Here is a 20,232-nt window from a genome sequence, read left to right as displayed (position 1 = left end):
CCCTAGCCGCCCACTAAATCGGTCATGATGGTCTGCAGCGCTTCGCAGACCATCATGACCGATGTGCGTTTAAGGTTCTCCGGCCGGGCCAGGACGTCGATCCGACGCCGGGTGCTGATGCCCTCCAGCGGCCGCAGCACAATGTCCGGGTTCAGCACAGGCCGCGCGGTGTGCCGCGGCAGCAGGCCGATCACGCCGCCGGCCGCCACGAGCGCCGCCACAGTTGAGTAGTCGTTGATGCGGTGCACGATGTTCAGCTCACGGCTGGAGACCGCCGCGACGGCGGAGAGCACGTCGGCGGGGGAGTAGCCGGCGCGGCTCGTCACCCACGGTTCGCCCACGACGTCGTCCGCCGTCACCGCGCGCTGGCCGGCCAGCCGGTGCCCGGCCGGCAGTGCCACGTCCAGCGGCTCATGCGCGAGCGGGATCACCGCGACGCGTTCCCCGGGCCAACGCGGGCTGTGATCCATCCGGTGCGCCAGGACGAGGTCATAGCGCGCCGTCAGGGCGGGAAAATCCTGCTGGGCGACGTCCTCGTCGGAGAGCAGGATCCGCGGCTGGCCCGGGCCGTCCAGCAGCCGGGCCAGCGGCGCGAACAATGCCTGCCCGGCGCTGTGGAAACCGCTGAGCGTCACCGGCGCCACCGGTGAGCCGTGGTAGGCGCCGATCGCCATCTTCGCATCCGCCATCGCGCTGACCACCGCGGCCCCGGCGTCCGCCAGCACCTGCCCGGCCTCCGTGAGCACCAGGTTCCGGCCCTCCTTGCGGGTCAGCGGCACCTCCACAGTCTTCTGCAGCGCGGCCAGTTGCTGGGACACCGCCGACGGCGTCACCAGAAGGGTTTCGGCGACGGCCTTGACGCTGCCCAGAGCTCCGAGTTCGCGCAACATCTCCAGCTGGTGGATTTCCATGCCAGCCATTCTATGCAACAGCGATTGCTAATTCGTCGATTGAGAAAAATTCGGTTGTGCTAATGCTTTCTGGTGGGTCTAATGGGGTGAGTTGACCCACACGCCCGCCCCGCATGCGGAACAGAACACGCGGAACAGAACGCGCGGAGCAGGACCCCAAGAGCACAGTTAGGAAGGCCCATGAAGGCTCTCTACAAAGCCGGCGCCCGCGCAGGATTCGAGCTCGTCGACCGTCCCGAGCCGAAGACCGGCCCCGGGGACGTCAAGATCCGCGTCATGACCACCGGCATCTGCGGTACGGACCTGCATATCCAGGCCTGGGACGCCTGGGCGCAGGGCATCATCAACGCCCCGCTGATCGCCGGCCACGAGTTCTACGGCGAGGTCGTGGAGACCGGCGAGGACGTCCTGGACGTCAAGGTGGGGGACAGGGTCTCCGGCGAAGGCCACATCGTCTGCGGAATCTGCCGCAACTGCCGCGCCGGCCGCCGCCAGATGTGCATCAACACCGTCAGCGTCGGCGTCCAGCGCGACGGCGCCTTCGCCGAGTACGTGGTGATCCCCGAGACCAACGTCTGGGTCCACCAGGACCCCTCCGTCACCCCGGAACTCGGCGCCATCTTCGACCCCTTCGGCAACGCCGTCCACACCGCCCTGAGCTTCCCGCTGGTCGGCGAGGACGTGCTGATCACCGGCGCCGGACCCATCGGCCTGATGGCGATCGCCGTGGCCCGGCACGCGGGCGCCCGCAAGATCGCGATCACCGACGTCTCCGCGCCCCGGCTGGAACTGGCCCGCAGGCTCGGCGTCGACCTCGCGATCGATGTCTCGAAGATGCGGGTCAAGGACGCCCAGCGCGAACTCGGCATGCGCGAAGGCTTCGACATCGGCATGGAAATGTCGGGACATCCCACCGCGCTGCCTGAGATGATCGACAACATGAACCACGGCGGCCGGATCGCGATGCTGGGACTGCCCAGCCAGTCCATCGACATCAACTGGGGCAAGGTGGTCACGCACATGCTGACCATGAAGGGCATCTACGGTCGCGAAATGTTCGAGACCTGGTACGCGATGAGCGCCATGCTCTCCTCCAACCCGGCCCTGCACGCGAACATCTCGGCCGTGGTCACGGACACGCTGCCGGCCACCGACTGGGAAAAGGGTTTCGAGGTGGCCCGCGCCGGCGTCGGCGGCAAGGTGGTTCTCGACTGGACCGTTTTCTAGGCCCTTTCCTGACTGCGCGCTTCCGGCCCCCTGCCAGACACCGCCTTCCACGCACAGCATTCCGCCCCCGCATCCAACCAGCCGAGGAGCCAACCCATGTATTCAGCCATCAAGGACCAGCTGCAGCACGAACTCGATGAGATCCGCAGCGCCGGTCTGTTCAAGACCGAGCGGCACATCGACTCGCCGCAGGCCAACCGCATCAAGGCCGGGCAGATCGGCGAGTCCGGCGCCGACGTGCTGAACTTCTGCGCCAACAACTACCTGGGCCTCGCCGATCACCCGGACATCATCGCCGCGGCGAAGACCGCCATGGACGAGCGCGGCTTCGGCATGGCCAGCGTCCGCTTCATCTGCGGCACCCAGGACCTGCACCTGGCACTGGAAAAGCGTGTCTCGGCGTTCCTCGGCACCGAGGACACCATCCTGTTCTCCAGCTGCTTCGACGCCAACGGCGGCGTATTCGAGTCCCTATTCGGCCCGGAGGACGCCGTCATCTCGGACGCCCTGAACCACGCGTCCATCATTGACGGCATCCGGCTCTGCAAGGCCCAGCGCTTCCGCTACGCCAACCAGGACATGGCGGACCTCGAATCGAAGCTGATCGAGGCCACGACCCAGGAGAACCCGGCCCGCCGCAAGATCATCGTCACGGACGGCGTCTTCTCGATGGACGGCTTCCTGGCCCCGCTCGAAGCGATCTGCGACCTCGCCGACAAGTACGACGCCCTGGTCATGGTGGACGATTCCCACGCGGTGGGCTTCATGGGCGCCACCGGTGCCGGCACGCCGGAACATGCCGGCGTCTCGGACCGCGTGGACATCTACACCGGCACCTTCGGCAAGGCCCTCGGCGGCGCGTCCGGCGGCTACGTCTCGGGCCGCGGCGAGGTCGTGGCGATGCTCCGCCAGAAGGCCCGCCCCTACCTGTTCTCCAACTCGCTGGCCCCGGCGATCGTCGCGGCCACGCTCACGGCCCTGGACCTCGTGGAAAACTCCGGCGAACTGCGCGGCAAGCTCTTCGCCAACGCGGAGCTCTTCCGGAACCGCATGAGCGAGGAAGGCTTCGACCTGCTCCCCGGCGAGCACGCCATTGTCCCGGTAATGTTCGGCGACGCCGTCATGGCCGCCAAGGTGGCCGATGCCATGCTCCACAACGGCGTCTTCGTCACGGCGTTCAGCTACCCGGTGGTGCCCAAGGGCGCCGCCCGGATCCGCGTCCAGCTCTCCGCCGCGCACAGCGCCGACGACGTCGAAGCCTGCGTCCAGGCGTTCGTGCGCAGCCGCGCAGCGGTGGCAGCAGCCTAGAGCGCCTGATCGCCGGGCCGGGCCCCCGCTTTCAGCACGGGTCCGGCCCCACCCCAGGGGTCCGGCCCTGCCCGTTCATCCCGGCTTGCTCCTCTTGCTGGTCCGCGGGACATGTCCAGCTCCGGCAGCGAGGACTGGACATAATGCCACTATGTCCAACGGCCACGACCAACGAAGGGCATGCCCCGGTCCTGCCCGCCGCAGCGAGGGACATGTCCAGCCGTACGGACCACGGAAGAGCATGTCCCGGGTCTGCCCGCCGCAACGCGGGACATGCCCAGCCGTGCGGACCACGGAAGAGCATGTCCCGGGCCGGCCCGCCGCAACGGGGGACATGCCCAGCTCCGGCAGCGAGGACTGGACATAATGCCACTATGTCCAACGGCCACGACCAACGAAGGGCATGTCCCGGGCCTGCCCGCCGCAACGAGGGACATGTCCAGCCGTGCGGACCAAGGAAGGGCATGTCCCGGGGGCGGCGTGCACAATTTATCCAAGCAACCAGGATTCCAAGAAAGTTGCCGCCAAACTCGGAATCGTGGAGACGGCATGTGCCGAGAACGCCGTGAGTCACTGGACATTTCAACGCCCGGGGATCCAACAACGGCGCTGGTGATGACTGTGGGACCCGATTGACGCCACTCGCCCGGGGCGCAGCTTGCGGCAAACGCCGGATACCGGCGCGGCCTGACCCGACAATCTGCAAGGATGGGATCATGTCAGCTCATTACGATGTCGTAATTGTCGGCGGCGGGATCGCCGGCCTGTCCCTTGCCTCAGCCTTGGCCGGGCGCTGCAGCGTGGCCCTGATCGAAGCCGAGCAGACCCTGGCGTACCACACCTCGGCCCGCTCGGCCCGGCAACTGATTCCCAGCTACGGCCCGCCTGTGGTTCAGGAGCTCACCGTCCGGACGCTCGACCTCATCGCGGCCCAGGACGCCGAACGTCCGGAACCGGTGCTCACCCCGCGCAGCTTCATGCTGATCGGGGACGACGCCACCGTCCGGGCGGAGGCAAGCGGACACATGCAGCGGATCACCCACGCCGAGGCACTGGACCTGTGCCCGGCCCTGGTCCCGGATTCGTTCAGCGTCGCCGGGCTGGACACCGGATCCTTCGCCTGCAACGCCCCCGTGCTGCTCGAGGACCACCGGCGGCTCGCCGTGGCCGGCGGCGTGGACATCATTACCGGCGCCAGGGTCCATTCCGCCCAACGCCTGGGCACCGGCTGGGAACTGGGCGCCGGGCAGGAAGGCTTCCAGTCCGCCGTCGTGGTCAACGCCGCCGGTGCCTGGGCCGACGAGCTAGCCGTCCTCAGTGGCGTCGAGAAGCTCGGCCTGCAGCCGTACCGGCGCACCGCGGCGATCGTCGACGTCGAGAATCCCCTCCCGGAAGCCTGCCCGATGGTGGCGGCGGCCGATGACAGCTTCTACTTCCGGCCGGACAACGGCCAGGTCCTGATCTCGCCCGCCGAACACGTGCCGAGCGGACCTGAGGACGCCCGGCCCTATCCCGGCGACGTCGAACGGGTCATCGCCCGGCTCAACGAGATCACGACGCTCGGGATCCGGAGCGTTCGCACGGCCTGGACGGGGCTGCGGACGGAGGCGGCCGACGGCGTCCCGGTGGTGGGGTTCGACGCCGAGGCCACCGGATTCTTCTGGCTCGCCGGCCAAGGGGGGTACGGCTTCCAGACCTCATCCGGCGTCGCGGAACTGGCCGCCGGGCTGATCCTCGCCGGCCAGGGCTCCGCCCCGGCCCTGACCCCGGCCCTGCCCCCGGCGCGGGACGCCAGTCCGGCATCCCGGACAGCGGAGGCGCTGGCCGCGACCCGCTGGTCCATCCGGCGCTGAAGAATGGACCCATGAGTACCCTCATCACCAATATCGCCGAACTGATGACCCAGGACGCGGAACACCGCGTCCTCCGCGACGCGGCGGTGGTCATCGAGGGGGAGCGGATTTCCTGGCTCGGGCCCGCGGCCGGCGCCCCGGCCGCGGACGAACGGGTGGATGCCGGTGGCCGGGCGCTCCTCCCGGGCTGGGTCGACTCCCACACGCACCTGATCTTCGCGGGGGACCGCACTGCCGAGTTCGAGGCCCGGATGGCGGGGGAAAGCTACAGCGCCGGCGGGATCGCCGTCACCACCGGCGCCACCCGGAGCACGAGCGACTTCGACCTGACCCGGCTGGCGATGGGCCGCGTCGCGGAGGCCGTGTCGCAGGGCACCACCTACCTGGAGACCAAAACCGGCTACGGCCTGGACCTCGAGAACGAGGCCCGCAGCGCCCGCATCGCCTCCACGGTGGCGGACGAGGTGACCTACCTGGGGGCGCACCTTGTGCCCGCCGGGATGGACGCGGAGGAATACACGGAGCTGGTCTGCGGACCGATGCTCACCGCAGTCCGGCCCTACGTCCGCTGGGCCGACGTCTTTTGCGAGCAGGGCGCGTTCAACGAGGACCAGTCCCGCCGGGTGCTGCTGGCCTGCAAGGCCGCCGGGCTGGGGCTGCGCGTCCACGGCAACCAGCTCGGCGAGGGCCCCGGCGTCAGGCTGGCCGTGGAAGTCGGCGCCGCGAGCGTGGACCACGTGAACTACCTGTCGGCCGCGGACATCGACGCCCTTGCCGGCAGCTGGTCCGGCTGGGACGCCGCCGGCGGCAGCGGCACGCCTGGATCCGGGCAGCGCGGCACGGTTGCCACGTGCCTGCCGGCCTGTGATCTTTCCACCCGGCAGCCGCTGGCCCCAGGCCGTGAACTGCTCGACGCCGGTGTGCAGCTGGCGCTGGCCTCCAACTGCAACCCCGGCACGTCCTACACCAGCTCCATGGCGTTCTGCGTCACCACCGCAGTGCTGCAGATGCGGCTCAGTGTCCATGAGGCGGTGCGCGCCGCGACTTACGGCGGCGCCCTGGCCCTGGGACGGGAGGCCGGGAACGACGTCGACGGCGAACGCGCGGTGGGCTCGATCGCCGTCGGACACCGCGCGGACCTGCACCTGCTCAACGCCCCTTCCGCCACGCACCTGGCTTACCGGCCTGGCATCCCCCTGACGCACGCGGTGTGGCGCGCCGGTGTAGCGCAGCCGGTCCGTTAGCGCGCCGCCCTAGAACATCATGGGCGGTGCGTCGAGGACGGTCTCGTCCACGCGCCTCTTCTCCCACTGCGTGAAGGGCTTGTCGAGCTCGTACTTGCCGTGCGAGGTGCGCAGCAGGGTGCGGACCTCGGCGTTCTCGGGGTTGTTCAGGGACTCGAAGTATTCCACCGACCAGTGGAACCAGCGCATGCAGAACAGCCGCATCGTCAATCCGTGCGTCACGAACAGCGCGTTCGGGGCATAGCCGGGCCGGGACCAGTGCCGGTGCAGGGTTTCCATGAACGAAGAGATCCTGTCATACACATCGGAACCGGACTCGCCCTCGCGGAAGCGGTAGAAGAAGTGCCCGTAGGCGTTGCGGAGCTCCTTCTGGTCCTCGATGTCGCCGGCGATCTGAAAGTTGGCCCAGTCCTGTTCGCGCAGGCGCGGTTCCTCGATCACCCGCTCCACGAGCGGGCCGAGATTCAGCGCCTCGAGGGTCTGGTAGGCGCGCAGGTACGGGGAGACGTAGACGCACACCGGGCGGCCGTCCAGCTGGCGCCGGACCTCCTCCCCGGCCGCGGTGGCCTGCTCCAGACCCAGCGCGGTCAACGGGATCCGGTAGTCCGGAACACGGTTGTAGATCGAGGTGTCGGCATTGGCGGCAGACTGGCCGTGCCGGATCATGATGATTTTCCGGGGCGCACTCATAATCCCCAAGCATAGGGCTCCTAAAAGCAGGTGCCGCAGGCAAAACCCCGTTCGGCCGGCACCACGCGGGCACCAGCAAACTATCGGCAAGTGCAGGCAAGATAGAACCATGTTGGTTCCCTCCCGCCGTCGGCTGCGGTTCGAAGTGTTGATTGTCCTGGGGTTGTCTCTGGGGCAGTCCGCGATCTACTCCCTGGTGCAGTTGCTGGACAAGATGACCACGGCGCCGCTGGCCCAGGGGACATCCACACTGAACCGCTCACAGAGCGCACGCGAATACTTCGACCTCACCTACCAGTTGCTGGACATCATCTTCGCCCTGGTCCCGGTGGCCCTCGTGATTTATTTCCTCACCGAGCACTGGCCGGCCGGTGAGCGCGGAACCTCGGCGTTCCGAAGGATCGGCTTCGACTTCGCCCGGCCCGGCAAGGACCTCCTGCAGGGTCTCGGACTCGCCGCGCTCATCGGCATTCCGTCCCTGGGTCTCTACGCCGCCGGCCGGGCCCTGGGGATCACGACGGCGATCATCCCCAGTGCCCTGGACGCGTACTGGTGGACCGTGCCAGTGCTGGTCCTGTCCGCGATCCGGCACGCGGTGGTCGAGGAAGTGATTGTGGTGGCGTACCTGCTGGACCGGCTCGGGAAACTGGGCTGGAGCGTGCCAGCGGCCATCGCCGCCAGCGCCCTGCTCCGCGGCAGCTATCACCTGTACCAGGGGTTCGGGCCGTTCATCGGCAACGCGGTGATGGGCGTCGTCTTCGCGCTGGTCTACACGCGGACCAAACGGGTGATGCCGCTGGTGATCGCCCACGCCATCCTGGACACTGTGGCGTTCGTGGGGTTCAGCCTGTTCGGCAAGGCCGTGGGCCTGGGCTGAGTTGCTTTTACGAGCAGCCCTTAAATGATCTCGGCCGCCGTCTCCTAGGTGACATCGTTGGCACCTAAGAGATGGCGGCCGAAGCGTGGGGCAGGTGGAGCGTTAGATCGTGACCGCTCCGGAGGCGGTCTCGAAGGTGACAGAGAGGATGCCGGGAGTCCCGTGCGGCGCGATCCAGTTCACGGCGACGTCTTCCAGCGGCTTTTCAACCGGTTCGCCCAGCCACTCCGTGACACGTGCGGCCGAACCGGCAATGGTCAGTGCGGACATCTTGACATCGCTCGCGTAGGCGTTCGACGGGTGCAACTCCGGGTCGCCCTCCCACTTGAGCATGTACGGCACCTGGGGGTCGGCAATGAGCCCCAGGATGCCGATCTGCTTCCAGACCAGTTCGCGGCCGTCGGGAAACTTCCGGTTGCCGTTGACGGCGGCGCGGCCGAGCCGCTCCTCGAACGGGGCCAGGTCGTCAACCTCGACGCACCAGCCCATCCAGCCGCCGCCGGCCTCGGAGCGTGCCCGGACGGCCTGGCCGAACGGGGCCTTGTCGGAGGCCGGGTGGTTCAGGACCTCCACGACTTCCAGGTACTTGTGTCCCGCGAGCGGGATAATCATGTTGCGTGTCCCGAAACGGGGGTGCACTCCACCCTTCACGGCTTCAACGCCGAGGGCAGACGCAATACGTTCAGTGGTGGCTGCCAAGCCATCGTGTTCACAGGCGTAAGAGACGTGATCCATGCGCATGCCATCATCTTGGCACTTTGTGATGGACCTCTCAGCTTAGGCTCCCCTAACCGTCATGGGACGTCCTGGGGCGCGGAACGCGGCGCCCCCGATGCTCCGTCACGGCGGCCGTCTTCATCTTCGTCACAAAGCTATCCATGGCTCCGCCGCCATTCCTACACTGAAGCCAGGTCATGAGTGCCAGCGCACAGCCCCGGCTTGCTGGCCGGCAACCCTCGTATCGCGGTGGGGTGCCCCGGGTGAAGACCTGGCCGTCCGGCGCCCGCCGGAGGGCAAGCGCGGCGCCTGTTCCGGTTCGGGCCGAAAGCCCCGGCCGGTGCTGTGCCCAGTGACTCGAGGAGCACCAATGTCCAACGCCTGGTCCTTTGAAACCCGCCAGATCCACGCCGGCCAGGAGCCGGACAGCGCCACCGGCGCGCGTTCCCTGCCCATCTACCAGACGACGTCGTTCGTGTTCCCCAGCGCCGAAAGCGCCGCGAACCGCTTCGCGCTCGCCGAGCTCGCGCCCATCTACACCCGGATCGGCAACCCAACCCAGGACGCCGTCGAACAGCGCGTCGCCAGCCTGGAAGGCGGCCTCGCGGCGCTGCTGCTCAGCTCCGGCCAGGCCGCCGAGACGTTCGCCATCCTCAATATCGCCGAGGCCGGGGACCATGTGGTGGCCAGCCCCAGCCTCTATGGCGGAACCTACAACCTGCTCGCGCACACGCTGAAGAAGTTCGGCATCTCCGTGACCTTCGTGGCGGACCCGGATAACCTGGACCAGTGGCGGGACGCCGTCCAGCCCAACACCAAGCTGTTCTTCGGCGAAGTGGTCTCCAACCCCCGCCAGGACGTCCTGGACATCGAGGGCGTCTCCCGCGTGGCGCACGAGGCCGGCGTCCCGCTGGTGGTCGACAACACGCTCTCCACCCCCTACCTGATCCGGCCGATCGAGTGGGGCGCGGACATCGTGGTCCATTCCGCCACCAAGTACCTCGGCGGGCACGGCGCCGCAATCGCCGGCGTGATCGTGGACTCCGGCAACTTCGACTTCGGGAAGGACCCGGAGCGGTTCCCCGGCTTCAACACCCCGGACCCCACCTACAACGGCCTGGTCTACGCCCGCGACCTCGGAGCCGACGGCGCGCTGGGCGCGAACCTCTCCTACATCCTCAAGGCCCGGGTCCAGCTCCTGCGCGACCTCGGCTCCGCGGTGTCCCCGTTCAACGCCTTCCTCATCGCCCAGGGCATCGAAACGCTGAGCCTGCGCGTCGAGCGCCACGTGGCCAACGCCACGAAGGTGGCGCAATGGCTGGAGGGGCGGGACGACGTCGAATCGGTCGCCTACGCCGGGCTGCCGTCCAGCCCCTGGTACGAGCGCGGCCGCAAGTACGGGCCCAAGGGGACCGGCGCCGTCGTGGCGTTCAACATCGCCGGGGGAGCGGAGGCCGGCAAGCGGTTCGTCGATGCCCTCGAACTGCACTCCCACGTCGCGAACATCGGCGATGTCCGGTCGCTGGTGATCCATCCGGCGTCGACCACCCACAGCCAGCTCTCGCCTGAACAGCAGGTGATCGCCGGGGTGAATCCCGGGCTGGTGCGGCTTTCGGTGGGACTGGAGCACATTGACGACATCTTGGCGGACCTCGACGCCGGATTCCGCGCGGCCAAGTCCGCCTAGGCCGAAGCCCACGCGGAATTTCCCCACCTTTGCGGGCATGACGCCGGGAATCGCCGGCACTTCGGCGCGACCCGCCGGTCACGGCTGTCAAAGGTGGGGAAACTGCGGTGCTGACGGGCCCGGCTGTCACATGGAAGTCATAATCTTCGTGATTTCCGCACCCTGTTTCGTAGACTCGTACCAGGTCATGAGTGCCAGCGACAGCCCCGGCTTGCTGGCCGGCAACCCTCCTTTTGCGGCGGGGTGCCCCGGGTGAAGACCTGGCCTGCCGGTCAGCTGACGGCGGGCAAGCGCGAAGATAGGTCCTCACATGACGATTGCCGTCACCCGCACGGGTGTTCCCGAAACCAAACCATCCCGGACCCCTGACGGGACTGTCCAGTTCGTCAGGATCGGTGATCTGCAGCTCGAATCCGGGACTCCGTTGCCGGATGTGGTGCTCGCCTACGAGACGTGGGGGACCCTGAACGCGGATGCCTCCAACGCCGTGCTCATTGAACACGCCCTGACCGGCGACACGCACGTGACCCGCGGCGAGAGCGGGGAGCCCGGCTGGTGGGAACAGCTCGCCGGACCCGGGGCTCCCGTGGACACGGACAAGTATTTCGTCGTTTCGATCAACATCCTGGGCGGCTGCTACGGATCCACCGGGCCTTCCACCCCGGCCCCGGACGGGCGCCCCTGGGGATCGCGGTTCCCGCTGGTCACCCTGCGGGACACCGCCGCTGCCGAGGCGCGGCTGGCCGATGCCCTGGGCATCGGCAGCTGGTACGCGGTGCTGGGCGGCTCGCTCGGCGGCGCGCGGGCCCTTGAATGGGCCGTCACGTTTCCCGGCCGGGTCCGGCGCTGCGCCGTGATTTCCGTCGGCGCCAGCAGCACCGCCGAACAGATTGCCTTCGCGCAGGCACAGACGCTGGCCATCCGCCAGGACCCCCACTTCAGGGGCGGGGACTACTACGGCGGCCCGGAACCCGAGGCGGGGCTCGCCCTCGCCCGCCGCATCGCGCACATTACCTACCGCTCAGCGGCCGAACTGGACGGCCGGTTTGGCCGCAACGCCCAGGAGTCCGAGACGCCCCTGGAGGCCGGATCGCTGGCCGGACGCGGGCGCTATCAGGTGGAAAGCTACCTGGACCACCAGGGCAGCAAACTGGCCCGGCGTTTCGACGCGAACAGCTACATCGCGATCACCGAAGCCCTCATGAGCCACGATGTGTGCCGGGGGCGCGGAGGTCTCGGGGAGGCACTGGCCCCGGCCACCGCGGAGTTCCTGGTGGCGGCCGTGGACTCGGACCGCCTGTATTTCCCGGCCCAGTCCCGTCAACTGGCAGAGGCCCTGCCGGGCGGCCCGGAACTGCACATCATTCAAGCGCCGATCGGCCACGACGGCTTCCTGACCGAAATCGGCCAGCTCAGCGGGCAGCTCCGGGAGACCTTCTTCAGCCACTAGGCCGGCCCGCTTGTGCATTTTTGCAGATGCGCTCTGCACTAATGGCCGTTGAGGCTCAGGGCCGGAGCGTCCATACTCATGGGGAATGACGCCCTGTGCCCTAGATCACAAGCGTCCTCAGTCCAATGGTCCACAGGGTGTCGATGGAGACGCCGAAGGAGTCACGATGAGTACGGAAAACGCCGCAAGGCGCGCTGAAGAAACCGACGTCAAAACGTCCGGCCTGAAGAAGGTGGTGGCGGCCTCCATGGCCGGCACCGTGGTTGAGTGGTACGAGTTTTTCCTCTACGCCTCCGCCGCCACCCTTGTATTCGGCAAGCTGTTTTTCCCGAACACCGGTTCGGAACTGGACGGCATCCTCGCCGCTTTCCTCACCTACGCGGTCGGCTTCATTGCCCGCCCGATCGGCGGCATCGTCTTCGGCCACTTCGGCGACAAGTTCGGCCGCAAGCAGTTGCTCCAGCTGAGCATCATCCTTGTCGGCGTTGCCACCTTCGCCATGGGCTGCCTGCCCACCTTCGCGCAGATCGGCTACTGGGCCCCGGCCCTGCTGGTCTTCCTGCGCTTCGCCCAGGGCTTCGCCGTTGGCGGTGAATGGGGCGGCGCAGTCCTTCTCGTCGCCGAACACAGCCCGAGCAAGTCCCGCGGTTTCTGGGCAAGCTGGCCGCAGTCGGCGGTTCCGATGGGCAACCTCCTGGCCACAGCTGTCCTGTTCACCCTCTCCGCCACGTTGTCCTCCGCCGACTTCCTCAGCTGGGGCTGGCGCGTAGCCTTCTGGCTCTCCGCCGTGATCGTGCTGGTCGGCTACTACATCCGCACCAAAGTCCAGGACGCCCCCATCTTCCTGGAGGCCCGCAAGGAGGTCGAGGCCGGCCACAAGGGCTACGGCGTGGCCGAGGTCTTCCGCCGCTACCCGCGAGGCGTCTTCACCGCCATGGGTCTGCGATTCGCCGAGAACATCCTCTACTACCTTGTGGTCACCTTCTCGATCACTTACCTGAAGGTCATCGTCCAGACGGACACCTCGCGGATCCTGCTGCTGCTGCTTGTGGCGCACATCGTCCACTTCGCCGTGATCCCGATGGTCGGCAGGCTCTCGGACAACGTCGGCCGCAAGCCGGTCTACATGGCCGGCGCCATTCTTGGCGGAACGTGGGGATTCTTCGCGTTCCCGATGATGGACACCAAGAACGACCTCGTCATCCTCGCTGCGATCACCATCGGCCTGCTGTTCCACTCCCTGATGTACGCCGGCCAGCCGGCGCTCATGGCCGAAATGTTCCCGACCCGGATGCGCTACTCCGGCGTCTCGCTGGGCTACCAGGTCACCTCGATTGTGGCCGGTTCGCTGGCTCCGATCATCGCCGTCGCGCTCCTGGGCCAGTACAAGTCCTCGGTCCCGGTCGCCATCTACCTCCTCGGCGCCTGTGTGGTCACCTTGGTTGCGGTGTTCTTCCTGAAGGAAACCCGCGGCATCTCGCTCCGCGACGTCGACGCCGCCGACGCCCAGGGCACCGCTGACCTCCTCGCCGCCAGCAAGAAGTAACAACGAATTAGCACGGCAACAGCCCGGGTCCCGCACTGCGGGGCCCGGGCTGTTGCCGGTTGGAAGCAGGATCGGCCCCGCAGGCTGGCTCGGCCCGCCAGGACCGCTCAGCCTGCCAGGACCGCCTGGCGGTCGGCAATCTCGGTCCGGATCGCCTCCAGCACGGCACGGACCGGGGCCGAACGCAGCGCCTCGGGCCGGGCCACAGCCCAGATGGGCAGCTGGCGCTGGAAGTCGTCCGGCAGCACTGGCAGGAATTCCGGCCGGCCCGCCACGAGGAAATTGGGGAGCAGGCCTATCCCGGCGCCCCGCCGGACGGCCTCCAGCTGGGCGAAGACGCTTGTGGCCTGGAAGCTGGACCGCGGCACCGGCAGTTGCGTTGAACGGTGGCCCAGCTCCGCGACCTGGAGCGCCGATTCCACGTAGGAGACAAAGCCGTGCTGCCGGACGTCGTCGAGCGTTGCCGGAAGCCCGTGCTCCTGCGCATAGCCGGGACTGGCGTACAGCCTGAGGAAATAGTTGCTCAGGAAGATCGCGCGGGCGGTGGTGGTGTCCATGTTGCCCACCACCACTTCCAGGTCCACGCCGGAGCGGTTTTGGCTCACCTTGCGGGTGGCGCTGAGCAGTTCGACGTTGAGCAGCGGATTCGCCCGCTGCAGCCGGACGAGGGCCGGGGCCAGGAATTCGGCGCCGAAGCCGTCCGGGGTGCTGATCCGGACCAGGCCGGAGACCACGTCGCCGGAGCGGGCAATGCTGCTGGAGAGGGCACCGAGAGTGCCCTCGATGGCTTCCGCCGCCGCGACCGCCTGGCTGCCGAGTTCGGTCAGCTCCCAGCCGTGCGGGCTGCGTTCGAGCGTCCGGCCGCCGAGCTGTTTGTCGAGAGCCAGGACGCGGCGGGAAATGGTGGTGTGGGTCGTGCCGAGCGTCTCGGCCACGGCGTTGAACCGGCCCAGGCGTGCCACGGTCAGCAGGATCAGCAGGTCGTCGGGGCTCGGAAGCCGGCGCAAGTCCACTCTTGTCCCCTTTGCAGCGAGTGTGGCGGAGTCAGGGCCATCATTGTGTATCTGTGCATCTGTGCACATGGCATCTGTGATTTTTTACCTTGATTGCACTCTAACAGGGTGTGATGGTGGACACCGGGGCGCCGGAGTTTCGGCTTTCACGCCGGAGCGCGTCGATGCGCCCGGCAGCACATCAAGCAAAGGAGCTTAAGCCATGGCAGTCATCGCCTGGATCGGACTTGGAAACATGGGCGGATCCATGTCCGTCAACCTCTCGAACGCCGGACACGAAGTCCGTGGCTTCGACCTCAACAGCGCAGCCGTTGCCGTCGCCGAGGCCGGGGGAGTCAAGGCCGCCGGCAGCATCGCCGAGGCCGTCGCCGGCGCCGACGTCGTCTTCACCATGCTCCCCAAAGGTGAGCACGCCCGCGCCGTGTACCTCGGCCAGGACGGCGTCCTTGCCCACGCGGACACCCGGACCCTCCTGGTGGATTCCTCCACCATTGACATCGCCTCCGCGCAGGCCCTGCACGACGCCGCCGCTGCCGCCGGCTTCCGCTTCGTTGACGCACCCGTCTCCGGCGGCATGAGCGGCGCGAAGGCCGCCACGCTGACGTTCATGATCGGCGGCGAGGCCGGCGCCGTCGCCGACGCCACCGAATACATCCGCCCCATGGCCGCGAACATCATCCCCACCGGCGGCGCCACTACCGGCCAGGCCGCGAAGATCTGCAACAACCTCATGCTCTTCATCAACCTCGCCTCCACCGCCGAGGGCGCGGTCCTGGCCGATCGGCTCGGCCTGGACAAGCAGGTTTTCTGGGACATCGCGTCGGTCTCCTCCGGCGACAGCTGGGCGCTGCGCACGTGGTACCCCGTGGCCGGCGTCGTGCCGACCGCCGCGTCCAACAACGACTTCGCTCCGACATTCACCACCGAACTGGCCAACAAGGACATCGGCCTGGCCATCAGCGCCGCGCGGGACACCGGCACCCCGCTGGAACTCGGCGAGCACGTCCAGCAGCTCTTCCAGCGGCTCATCGACTCCGGCCAGTCCGGCCAGGACTGCTCGATGATCGTCAAGCTCGTCGACGGCACCCTCGAGTCCGCCAACTAGCCCTTAACGGCCCTGCCCCTCACGGCCCTGCCCTTCACGAAAGAGACCCACCCATGGAACGCATCCCGCACTTCATCAACGGCGCCCTGATTGCCGACGCCGAGCGCTTCGGCCCCGTGTTCAACCCGGCCACCGGCGAGCAGGAGAAAGAGGTCGCCCTGGCCTCCGCCGCCCGCGTCGAGGAGGCCATCGAGGCCGCCCGCGCCGCCCTGCCCGGCTGGCGCGCCACGAGCCTGGCCAGGCGCACAGCCATCTTTTTCAAGGTCCGTGAACTGCTCATGCAGCGCCGGCCCGAACTCGCGGCCCTGCTCACCAGCGAGCACGGCAAGGTCCTCTCGGACGCGGAAGGTGAAATCACCCGCGGCCTGGAGAACATCGAATTCGCCACCGGGCTCTCCCACATGCTCAAAGGCGAACGCTCGGAGCAGGTCTCCGGCGGCGTCGATGTCCACTCGGTCCGCCAGCCGGTCGGCGTCGTCGCCTGCATCACGCCATTCAACTTCCCCGCCATGGTGCCGCTGTGGATGATCGGCAGCGCCCTGGCCTGCGGAAACACCGTGCTGCTCAAGCCGAGCGAGAAGGACCCGTCCTCCGCCATCTTCATCGCCCAGGTCTTCGCTGAGGCCGGGCTGCCGGCAGGGGTGCTCAACGTGGTCCACGGGGACAAGGAAGCCGTGGATGTCCTGCTGGAACACCCGACGGTCAAGGCCATCAGCTTTGTCGGCTCGACGCCGATCGCGCAGTCCATCTACAAGCGCGCCGCTGATCACGGCAAGCGCGTCCAGGCCCTGGGCGGCGCGAAGAACCACATGGTGGTCCTGCCGGACGCGGACCTCAACATGGCCGCGGACGCCGCCGTCTCGGCCGCCTACGGCTCCGCCGGGGAGCGCTGCATGGCAGTCAGCGTCCTCGTCGCGGTCGGCAGCATCGCCGACGACCTCGTGGAGGCGATCACCACCCGCATGGCAGCCCTCACGATCGGGCCGGGCACGGACCCGGCCTCCCAGATGGGTCCGCTCATCACGGCCGAGCACCGCGACAAAGTGGCCTCCTACGTTGCCGGAGCGGCCAACGAGGGCGCCACCGTGGTGGTGGACGGCCGCGAACACGAATTCGACTCCAACGGCTTCTTCATCGGCGTCAGCCTGATCGACCACGTCAAGCCCGGAATGAAGGTCTACGACGACGAGATCTTCGGGCCCGTCCTCTCCGTGGTCCGCGTCGAGACCTACGCCGACGCCGTGAAGCTGGTCAACGACAACGAGTTCGGCAACGGCGTGGCCATCTTCACCCGCGACGGCGGCGCCGCCCGCCAGTTCGAGTTCGACGTCGAGGCCGGCATGGTGGGCGTCAACGTGCCCATCCCGGTGCCGGTGGGCACCTTCTCCTTCGGCGGCTGGAAGAATTCGCTGTTCGGCGACACCCACATGTACGGCCCGGAAAGCATCCGCTTCTACACCCGCGGCAAGGTGGTCACCACCCGCTGGCCGGACCCGGCCACCTCGGTGATCGACCTCGGCTTCCCCCAGGTCGACTGACGCTTCTGCCCGTAAAAGCGACGCGGGGTCACCTATCCGGCACTGGATTATGGGCCGCAAGTGACCCCTCGTTGCTTTCGGGGTCCGGGATTAGAGTAAGCACGCAGGGACAGCCAGGATCCGGGAGGCACCATGACCACGCTCGTCAACCGTCCCAACACGGCATTGCTCGTCGTCGATATGCAGGTCGGTGTGGTCGCGGAGGCCTACCGCCGCGACGACGTCGTCGCGACAATCGCCGCGCTCGTGGACAAGGCCCGCGACGCCGGGGTGGACGTCGTCTGGGTGCAGCACAGCGGTGAGGAACTCCCGCGCGGCAGCGACGGCTGGCAGTACGTGCCGGAGCTCGCGCGCCGCAGTTCGGAGCCGCTCGTGGCCAAGGAGTACAGCGACGCCTTCGAGGCCACCGACCTGGAATCCGTGCTGGCCGGGCGCGGCATCGGGCGCTTCTTCCTGGCCGGTGCGCAGACCGACGAGTGCATCCGCTCGACCCTGCACGGCGCGATCACCCGCGGCTACGACGTCACGCTGGTCGCCGACGCCCACACCACCGAGGACCTGACCGAGTACGGCGCCCCGCCGCCGGCTCTGGTGGTCGCGCACACCAATCTGTACTGGCAGTACCACAAGGCGCCGGGGCGGACGGCGGGAACGGTCAACGCGGCCGACGTCGTGTTCGCCGGCCCGGCAGGGTCCTAGCCCTTCATGATTTCCGCGCGCTGGGCCATGTAGTCCTCCATGGACAGCTTGCCGTCGGTGTACTGCTGGTCGAGCTCGGCCAGCTTGCGGGCCCGGTAGCCCTGCCCGGCCGACGGCGGCGGCGGAGACTGCGGCGCCTGCGCCTGTCCCGCGCCCGGCGCCGGGGGAGTTTGCGATGCCTGCGGCCGCTGCGGTTGCGGCGGGTTGTTCAGGTACTCGGGGCTGTCCTCGTACGGGACGGGGGACTGGTAGCCGACCGGGTTCGGGTACTGCTGGCCGGGGTACGGCTGGTTCGGGAACGGCTGGTCCGGAAACCGGGGACGGGGGTTCTGCGCGTTCGGGTACTCCGCGCTGGGGTATTGCGGGTTGGGATACGGCTCGTTGGCCGGACCCGACTGCTTCGGGGCGCCCAGCTGGCCAAAGCCGCCGAAGTAGTCCTGCTGGGTGTAGCCATCACGCGGGTGGTTGCCCTGGCCGGGGTTGTTCTGGCTGCCCGGGAACCGGCCGAACTGTCCCGGCGTGCCCTGGTTCCGGCCGCGGGCAGACCTGCGGTAGAGGCGCATCGCCACGGGAACCAGGAAGGACAACACGATGATCCAGAAGAACATACTGCTCACGGTACTGGGCCTTTCAGCTGCTGGGCCTTCTCATCTGCGGGCTCATCTGTAGGGCCGGAGAAGTGTTCCTCCAGCTTATGCCCCGCAGGCTCAGGCCCGAAGCCTCAGGACCGCACCGCGTCCTCGGCGCCGGGCGGGCCTTCGCCGGAACCAAGCGGAACGCCGGGACCGAACACCGGTCCGGCCAGCGGCCGCTTGGCCGTCATGCCGTCGCCGGAGGAGCGGTGCCGCAGCCGGCGGACCACCCAGGGGACGAAGTACTCCCTGGCCCACACCAGGTCCCCGCTGCGCGCCTCGCGCCAACTGCGCTGTGGCAGCGGTTTGGGGGAGAGGGGCTGGAGCGTGTGCTCGACGTTCAGCGAGTCCAGCACCATGGCCGCGATGGTGTGGTGGCCCAGCGGTGAGAAATGCAGCCGGTCGACATTCCACATCTGCGGGTCATTGAGCTGGCGCAGCGACCACATGTCCGCGATCACGGCGTCGTGGCGCGCGGCGATCGTGCGCAGGTTCTCGTTGTAAATGGCCACCTTGCTGCGGATCCGGCCCAGCACCGTGGAGCCGGTATCCGGGCCGTTGAACAGGACAACGGTGGCGCCGCCCAGGCTCAGGATCTGCACCACGGAATCCAGCTTTTCGGCCAGCACGTCCGGATCGCCGCCCGGGCGGATGAGGTCATTTCCGCCCGCGGAGAGCGTGATGAGGTCCGGTTTGAGGGACAGGCAGTGAGCCATTTGCTGGTCCACGATCTGCTGCAGGAGCCGGCCGCGGACGGCCAGGTTCGCGTAGGCGAAGTCGTTGTGCCCACGGCTGAGTTCCTCGGCCACGCGGTCCGCCCAGCCCCGATGGCCGCCCGGACTGGCCGGTTCCGGATCGCCGATGCCCTCCGTGAATGAGTCGCCCATCGCCACATAGCGGGTCCACGGGTGGGTGACGGTGTCAACGGTGGTCTCGGCTGGGGTGTCCGGTGAATTTTCCATGGGATAGGTATTGCTCACCCCCTTATCCTGCACTGTTCCCGTTTAGCTGCGCCACCGTATTAGCTGCGCCCCCGTAATTTGTTACCGCCGGGTAACTGTAAGAATAGTTCCATGACTCACGCTGACGCCTTCCCCGCCCCTGTCGTCCAATGGTCCCAGCCGGAGCAGGAACGGGCCGGCAAGCCGCTTCTTGTCCTGTTGCACGGCTACGGCGCCAACGAACAGGATCTGCTCAGCCTCGCCGGGATGCTGCCGCAGGAATTTGCGGTGGCCTCGTTGCGCGCCCCGATCGCCATGGGGCCGGGCTTCACCTGGTTCCCGCTGACAGGGTCCATTGACTACTCGCTCGACGCCGTCAAGGTCGCCGCAGGCTACGTTCAGGACTGGCTCGACGGCGTCAAAGCCAACCACCCGTCGGTGACGCTGTTGGGGTTCTCGATGGGCATGGCGATGGCCACCACGTTGCTGCGGCAGCGGCCGGCGGACTTTGCCGCCGTCGTCGGGCTGTCAGGTTTTGTCGTCGACGCCGGCGATGACCCCAGCTTCCGCGACGGCGAACTGGACGGCACTGTGCCGCTGTTCTGGGGGCGGGACCAGCAGGACCCCGTGATCACCGAGGACAAGATCGACTACACCGTCGGCTGGGTGCGCAAGCACGTGAAGCTCACCAAGGTCCTCTACACGGGCATGTGGCACGGCATCAACCAGCAGGAGATCGGCCACGTCTCGGAGTTCCTCACGCACGTGGTGCTCAACGCCAAGAAGTAGGCGCG

Annotated in this window: 18 protein-coding genes and 2 riboswitches; of the genes, 12 read left to right on the top strand and 6 right to left on the bottom strand. The window is 67.8% G+C overall.

What is annotated here, in order from left to right; genetic code table 11:
- Positions 1 to 2: 2 nt before the first annotated feature.
- Positions 3 to 911: a LysR family transcriptional regulator gene (locus AC1DZV_RS03445; RefSeq protein WP_476950587.1), complete on the bottom strand. Its 909-nt coding sequence runs from the start codon at positions 909 to 911 to the stop codon at positions 3 to 5.
- 180 nt (positions 912 to 1,091) lie between these two features.
- Between AC1DZV_RS03445 and tdh the strand changes: the two genes are divergently transcribed.
- The 4 genes from tdh to AC1DZV_RS03425 all read left to right on the top strand — a co-directional run bounded on the left by tdh (position 1,092) and on the right by AC1DZV_RS03425 (position 6,543).
- A complete protein-coding gene (gene tdh, locus AC1DZV_RS03440) occupies positions 1,092 to 2,138 on the top strand; it encodes an L-threonine 3-dehydrogenase (RefSeq protein ID WP_476952963.1) in 1,047 nt (348 codons plus the stop codon).
- 96 nt (positions 2,139 to 2,234) lie between these two features.
- Complete coding sequence (locus AC1DZV_RS03435) at positions 2,235 to 3,446, top strand: glycine C-acetyltransferase (RefSeq protein ID WP_476950586.1); 1,212 nt, start codon at positions 2,235 to 2,237, stop codon at positions 3,444 to 3,446.
- Between the two features lie 716 nt (positions 3,447 to 4,162).
- Entirely contained in the window at positions 4,163 to 5,299 is a 1,137-nt protein-coding gene (locus tag AC1DZV_RS03430; RefSeq protein ID WP_476952962.1) for an NAD(P)/FAD-dependent oxidoreductase, read from the top strand.
- A gap of 11 nt (positions 5,300 to 5,310) precedes the next feature.
- On the top strand, positions 5,311 to 6,543 hold the full coding sequence (locus AC1DZV_RS03425) for an amidohydrolase family protein (RefSeq protein WP_476952961.1): 1,233 nt from the start codon (positions 5,311 to 5,313) through the stop codon (positions 6,541 to 6,543).
- Between the two features lie 9 nt (positions 6,544 to 6,552).
- Here the strand turns inward: AC1DZV_RS03425 and AC1DZV_RS03420 are convergent, their stop codons facing one another.
- Entirely contained in the window at positions 6,553 to 7,233 is a 681-nt protein-coding gene (locus tag AC1DZV_RS03420) for a histidine phosphatase family protein (RefSeq protein ID WP_028278302.1), read from the bottom strand.
- A 109-nt stretch (positions 7,234 to 7,342) separates the two neighbouring features.
- Between AC1DZV_RS03420 and AC1DZV_RS03415 the strand changes: the two genes are divergently transcribed.
- Positions 7,343 to 8,110, top strand: a complete 768-nt coding sequence (locus tag AC1DZV_RS03415) for a CPBP family intramembrane glutamic endopeptidase (protein WP_079551520.1) — start codon at positions 7,343 to 7,345, stop codon at positions 8,108 to 8,110.
- A gap of 102 nt (positions 8,111 to 8,212) precedes the next feature.
- Here the strand turns inward: AC1DZV_RS03415 and AC1DZV_RS03410 are convergent, their stop codons facing one another.
- On the bottom strand, positions 8,213 to 8,851 hold the full coding sequence (locus AC1DZV_RS03410; RefSeq protein ID WP_026266630.1) for a VOC family protein: 639 nt from the start codon (positions 8,849 to 8,851) through the stop codon (positions 8,213 to 8,215).
- A 169-nt stretch (positions 8,852 to 9,020) separates the two neighbouring features.
- Positions 9,021 to 9,136: riboswitch (SAM riboswitch) on the top strand.
- Positions 9,137 to 9,197: 61 nt separating this feature from the next.
- Here AC1DZV_RS03410 and AC1DZV_RS03405 point away from each other — a divergent pair.
- The 3 genes from AC1DZV_RS03405 (at position 9,198) to AC1DZV_RS03395 (ending at position 13,510) form a co-directional block, all read left to right on the top strand.
- Positions 9,198 to 10,514 carry a bifunctional o-acetylhomoserine/o-acetylserine sulfhydrylase gene (locus AC1DZV_RS03405; protein WP_476950582.1) on the top strand — a complete coding sequence of 439 codons (1,317 nt, stop codon included), beginning with the start codon at positions 9,198 to 9,200 and terminating at the stop codon, positions 10,512 to 10,514.
- A 183-nt stretch (positions 10,515 to 10,697) separates the two neighbouring features.
- A riboswitch (SAM riboswitch) is annotated at positions 10,698 to 10,813 on the top strand.
- Between the two features lie 11 nt (positions 10,814 to 10,824).
- On the top strand, positions 10,825 to 11,964 hold the full coding sequence (metX, locus tag AC1DZV_RS03400; protein WP_476950581.1) for a homoserine O-acetyltransferase MetX: 1,140 nt from the start codon (positions 10,825 to 10,827) through the stop codon (positions 11,962 to 11,964).
- Between the two features lie 166 nt (positions 11,965 to 12,130).
- Complete coding sequence (locus AC1DZV_RS03395) at positions 12,131 to 13,510, top strand: MFS transporter (protein ID WP_028278299.1); 1,380 nt, start codon at positions 12,131 to 12,133, stop codon at positions 13,508 to 13,510.
- A gap of 107 nt (positions 13,511 to 13,617) precedes the next feature.
- Here AC1DZV_RS03395 and AC1DZV_RS03390 read toward each other — a convergent pair whose 3' ends face one another.
- Positions 13,618 to 14,517, bottom strand: a complete 900-nt coding sequence (locus AC1DZV_RS03390) for a LysR family transcriptional regulator (protein ID WP_459385970.1) — start codon at positions 14,515 to 14,517, stop codon at positions 13,618 to 13,620.
- 208 nt (positions 14,518 to 14,725) lie between these two features.
- Between AC1DZV_RS03390 and mmsB the strand changes: the two genes are divergently transcribed.
- From mmsB to AC1DZV_RS03375, 3 genes are all read left to right on the top strand, one after another.
- Positions 14,726 to 15,628, top strand: a complete 903-nt coding sequence (gene mmsB / locus AC1DZV_RS03385) for a 3-hydroxyisobutyrate dehydrogenase (protein WP_476952960.1) — start codon at positions 14,726 to 14,728, stop codon at positions 15,626 to 15,628.
- 53 nt (positions 15,629 to 15,681) lie between these two features.
- The gene (locus tag AC1DZV_RS03380) at positions 15,682 to 17,166 is read left to right on the top strand and encodes a CoA-acylating methylmalonate-semialdehyde dehydrogenase (protein ID WP_476950579.1); all 1,485 of its coding nucleotides are present in this window, start codon (positions 15,682 to 15,684) and stop codon (positions 17,164 to 17,166) included.
- A gap of 132 nt (positions 17,167 to 17,298) precedes the next feature.
- The gene (locus AC1DZV_RS03375; RefSeq protein WP_476950578.1) at positions 17,299 to 17,865 is read left to right on the top strand and encodes an isochorismatase family protein; all 567 of its coding nucleotides are present in this window, start codon (positions 17,299 to 17,301) and stop codon (positions 17,863 to 17,865) included.
- Here the strand turns inward: AC1DZV_RS03375 and AC1DZV_RS03370 are convergent.
- Positions 17,862 to 18,473: a hypothetical protein gene (locus AC1DZV_RS03370; RefSeq protein WP_476952976.1), complete on the bottom strand. Its 612-nt coding sequence runs from the start codon at positions 18,471 to 18,473 to the stop codon at positions 17,862 to 17,864. The two genes, AC1DZV_RS03375 and AC1DZV_RS03370, sit on opposite strands and share 4 nt — an antisense overlap.
- A 113-nt stretch (positions 18,474 to 18,586) precedes the next feature.
- Complete coding sequence (locus tag AC1DZV_RS03365; RefSeq protein ID WP_043437127.1) at positions 18,587 to 19,459, bottom strand: SGNH/GDSL hydrolase family protein; 873 nt, start codon at positions 19,457 to 19,459, stop codon at positions 18,587 to 18,589.
- A 111-nt stretch (positions 19,460 to 19,570) separates the two neighbouring features.
- Between AC1DZV_RS03365 and AC1DZV_RS03360 the strand changes: the two genes are divergently transcribed.
- Positions 19,571 to 20,227, top strand: coding sequence for an alpha/beta hydrolase (locus AC1DZV_RS03360; RefSeq protein ID WP_028278292.1), 657 nt, complete (start codon positions 19,571 to 19,573; stop codon positions 20,225 to 20,227).
- Positions 20,228 to 20,232: the final 5 nt, after the last annotated feature.

It is taken from the genome of Arthrobacter sp. P1_D12, assembly GCF_056406175.1.
This window is presented reverse-complemented; position numbering and strand designations above follow the sequence as displayed.

Bases quoted from the DNA above. Each gene is read 5' to 3' on its own strand.
- AC1DZV_RS03445 (WP_476950587.1), bottom strand. From the start codon at position 911: ATGGAAATCCACCAGCTGGAGATGTTGCGCGAACTCGGAGCTCTGGGC.
- tdh (WP_476952963.1), top strand. From the start codon at position 1,092: ATGAAGGCTCTCTACAAAGCCGGCGCCCGCGCAGGATTCGAGCTCGTC.
- AC1DZV_RS03435 (WP_476950586.1), top strand. From the start codon at position 2,235: ATGTATTCAGCCATCAAGGACCAGCTGCAGCACGAACTCGATGAGATC.
- AC1DZV_RS03430 (WP_476952962.1), top strand. From the start codon at position 4,163: ATGTCAGCTCATTACGATGTCGTAATTGTCGGCGGCGGGATCGCCGGC.
- AC1DZV_RS03425 (WP_476952961.1), top strand. From the start codon at position 5,311: ATGAGTACCCTCATCACCAATATCGCCGAACTGATGACCCAGGACGCG.
- AC1DZV_RS03420 (WP_028278302.1), bottom strand. From the start codon at position 7,233: ATGAGTGCGCCCCGGAAAATCATCATGATCCGGCACGGCCAGTCTGCC.
- AC1DZV_RS03415 (WP_079551520.1), top strand. From the start codon at position 7,343: ATGTTGGTTCCCTCCCGCCGTCGGCTGCGGTTCGAAGTGTTGATTGTC.
- AC1DZV_RS03410 (WP_026266630.1), bottom strand. From the start codon at position 8,851: ATGCGCATGGATCACGTCTCTTACGCCTGTGAACACGATGGCTTGGCA.
- AC1DZV_RS03405 (WP_476950582.1), top strand. From the start codon at position 9,198: ATGTCCAACGCCTGGTCCTTTGAAACCCGCCAGATCCACGCCGGCCAG.
- metX (WP_476950581.1), top strand. From the start codon at position 10,825: ATGACGATTGCCGTCACCCGCACGGGTGTTCCCGAAACCAAACCATCC.
- AC1DZV_RS03395 (WP_028278299.1), top strand. From the start codon at position 12,131: ATGAGTACGGAAAACGCCGCAAGGCGCGCTGAAGAAACCGACGTCAAA.
- mmsB (WP_476952960.1), top strand. From the start codon at position 14,726: ATGGCAGTCATCGCCTGGATCGGACTTGGAAACATGGGCGGATCCATG.
- AC1DZV_RS03380 (WP_476950579.1), top strand. From the start codon at position 15,682: ATGGAACGCATCCCGCACTTCATCAACGGCGCCCTGATTGCCGACGCC.
- AC1DZV_RS03375 (WP_476950578.1), top strand. From the start codon at position 17,299: ATGACCACGCTCGTCAACCGTCCCAACACGGCATTGCTCGTCGTCGAT.
- AC1DZV_RS03370 (WP_476952976.1), bottom strand. From the start codon at position 18,473: ATGTTCTTCTGGATCATCGTGTTGTCCTTCCTGGTTCCCGTGGCGATG.
- AC1DZV_RS03365 (WP_043437127.1), bottom strand. From the start codon at position 19,459: ATGGAAAATTCACCGGACACCCCAGCCGAGACCACCGTTGACACCGTC.
- AC1DZV_RS03360 (WP_028278292.1), top strand. From the start codon at position 19,571: ATGACTCACGCTGACGCCTTCCCCGCCCCTGTCGTCCAATGGTCCCAG.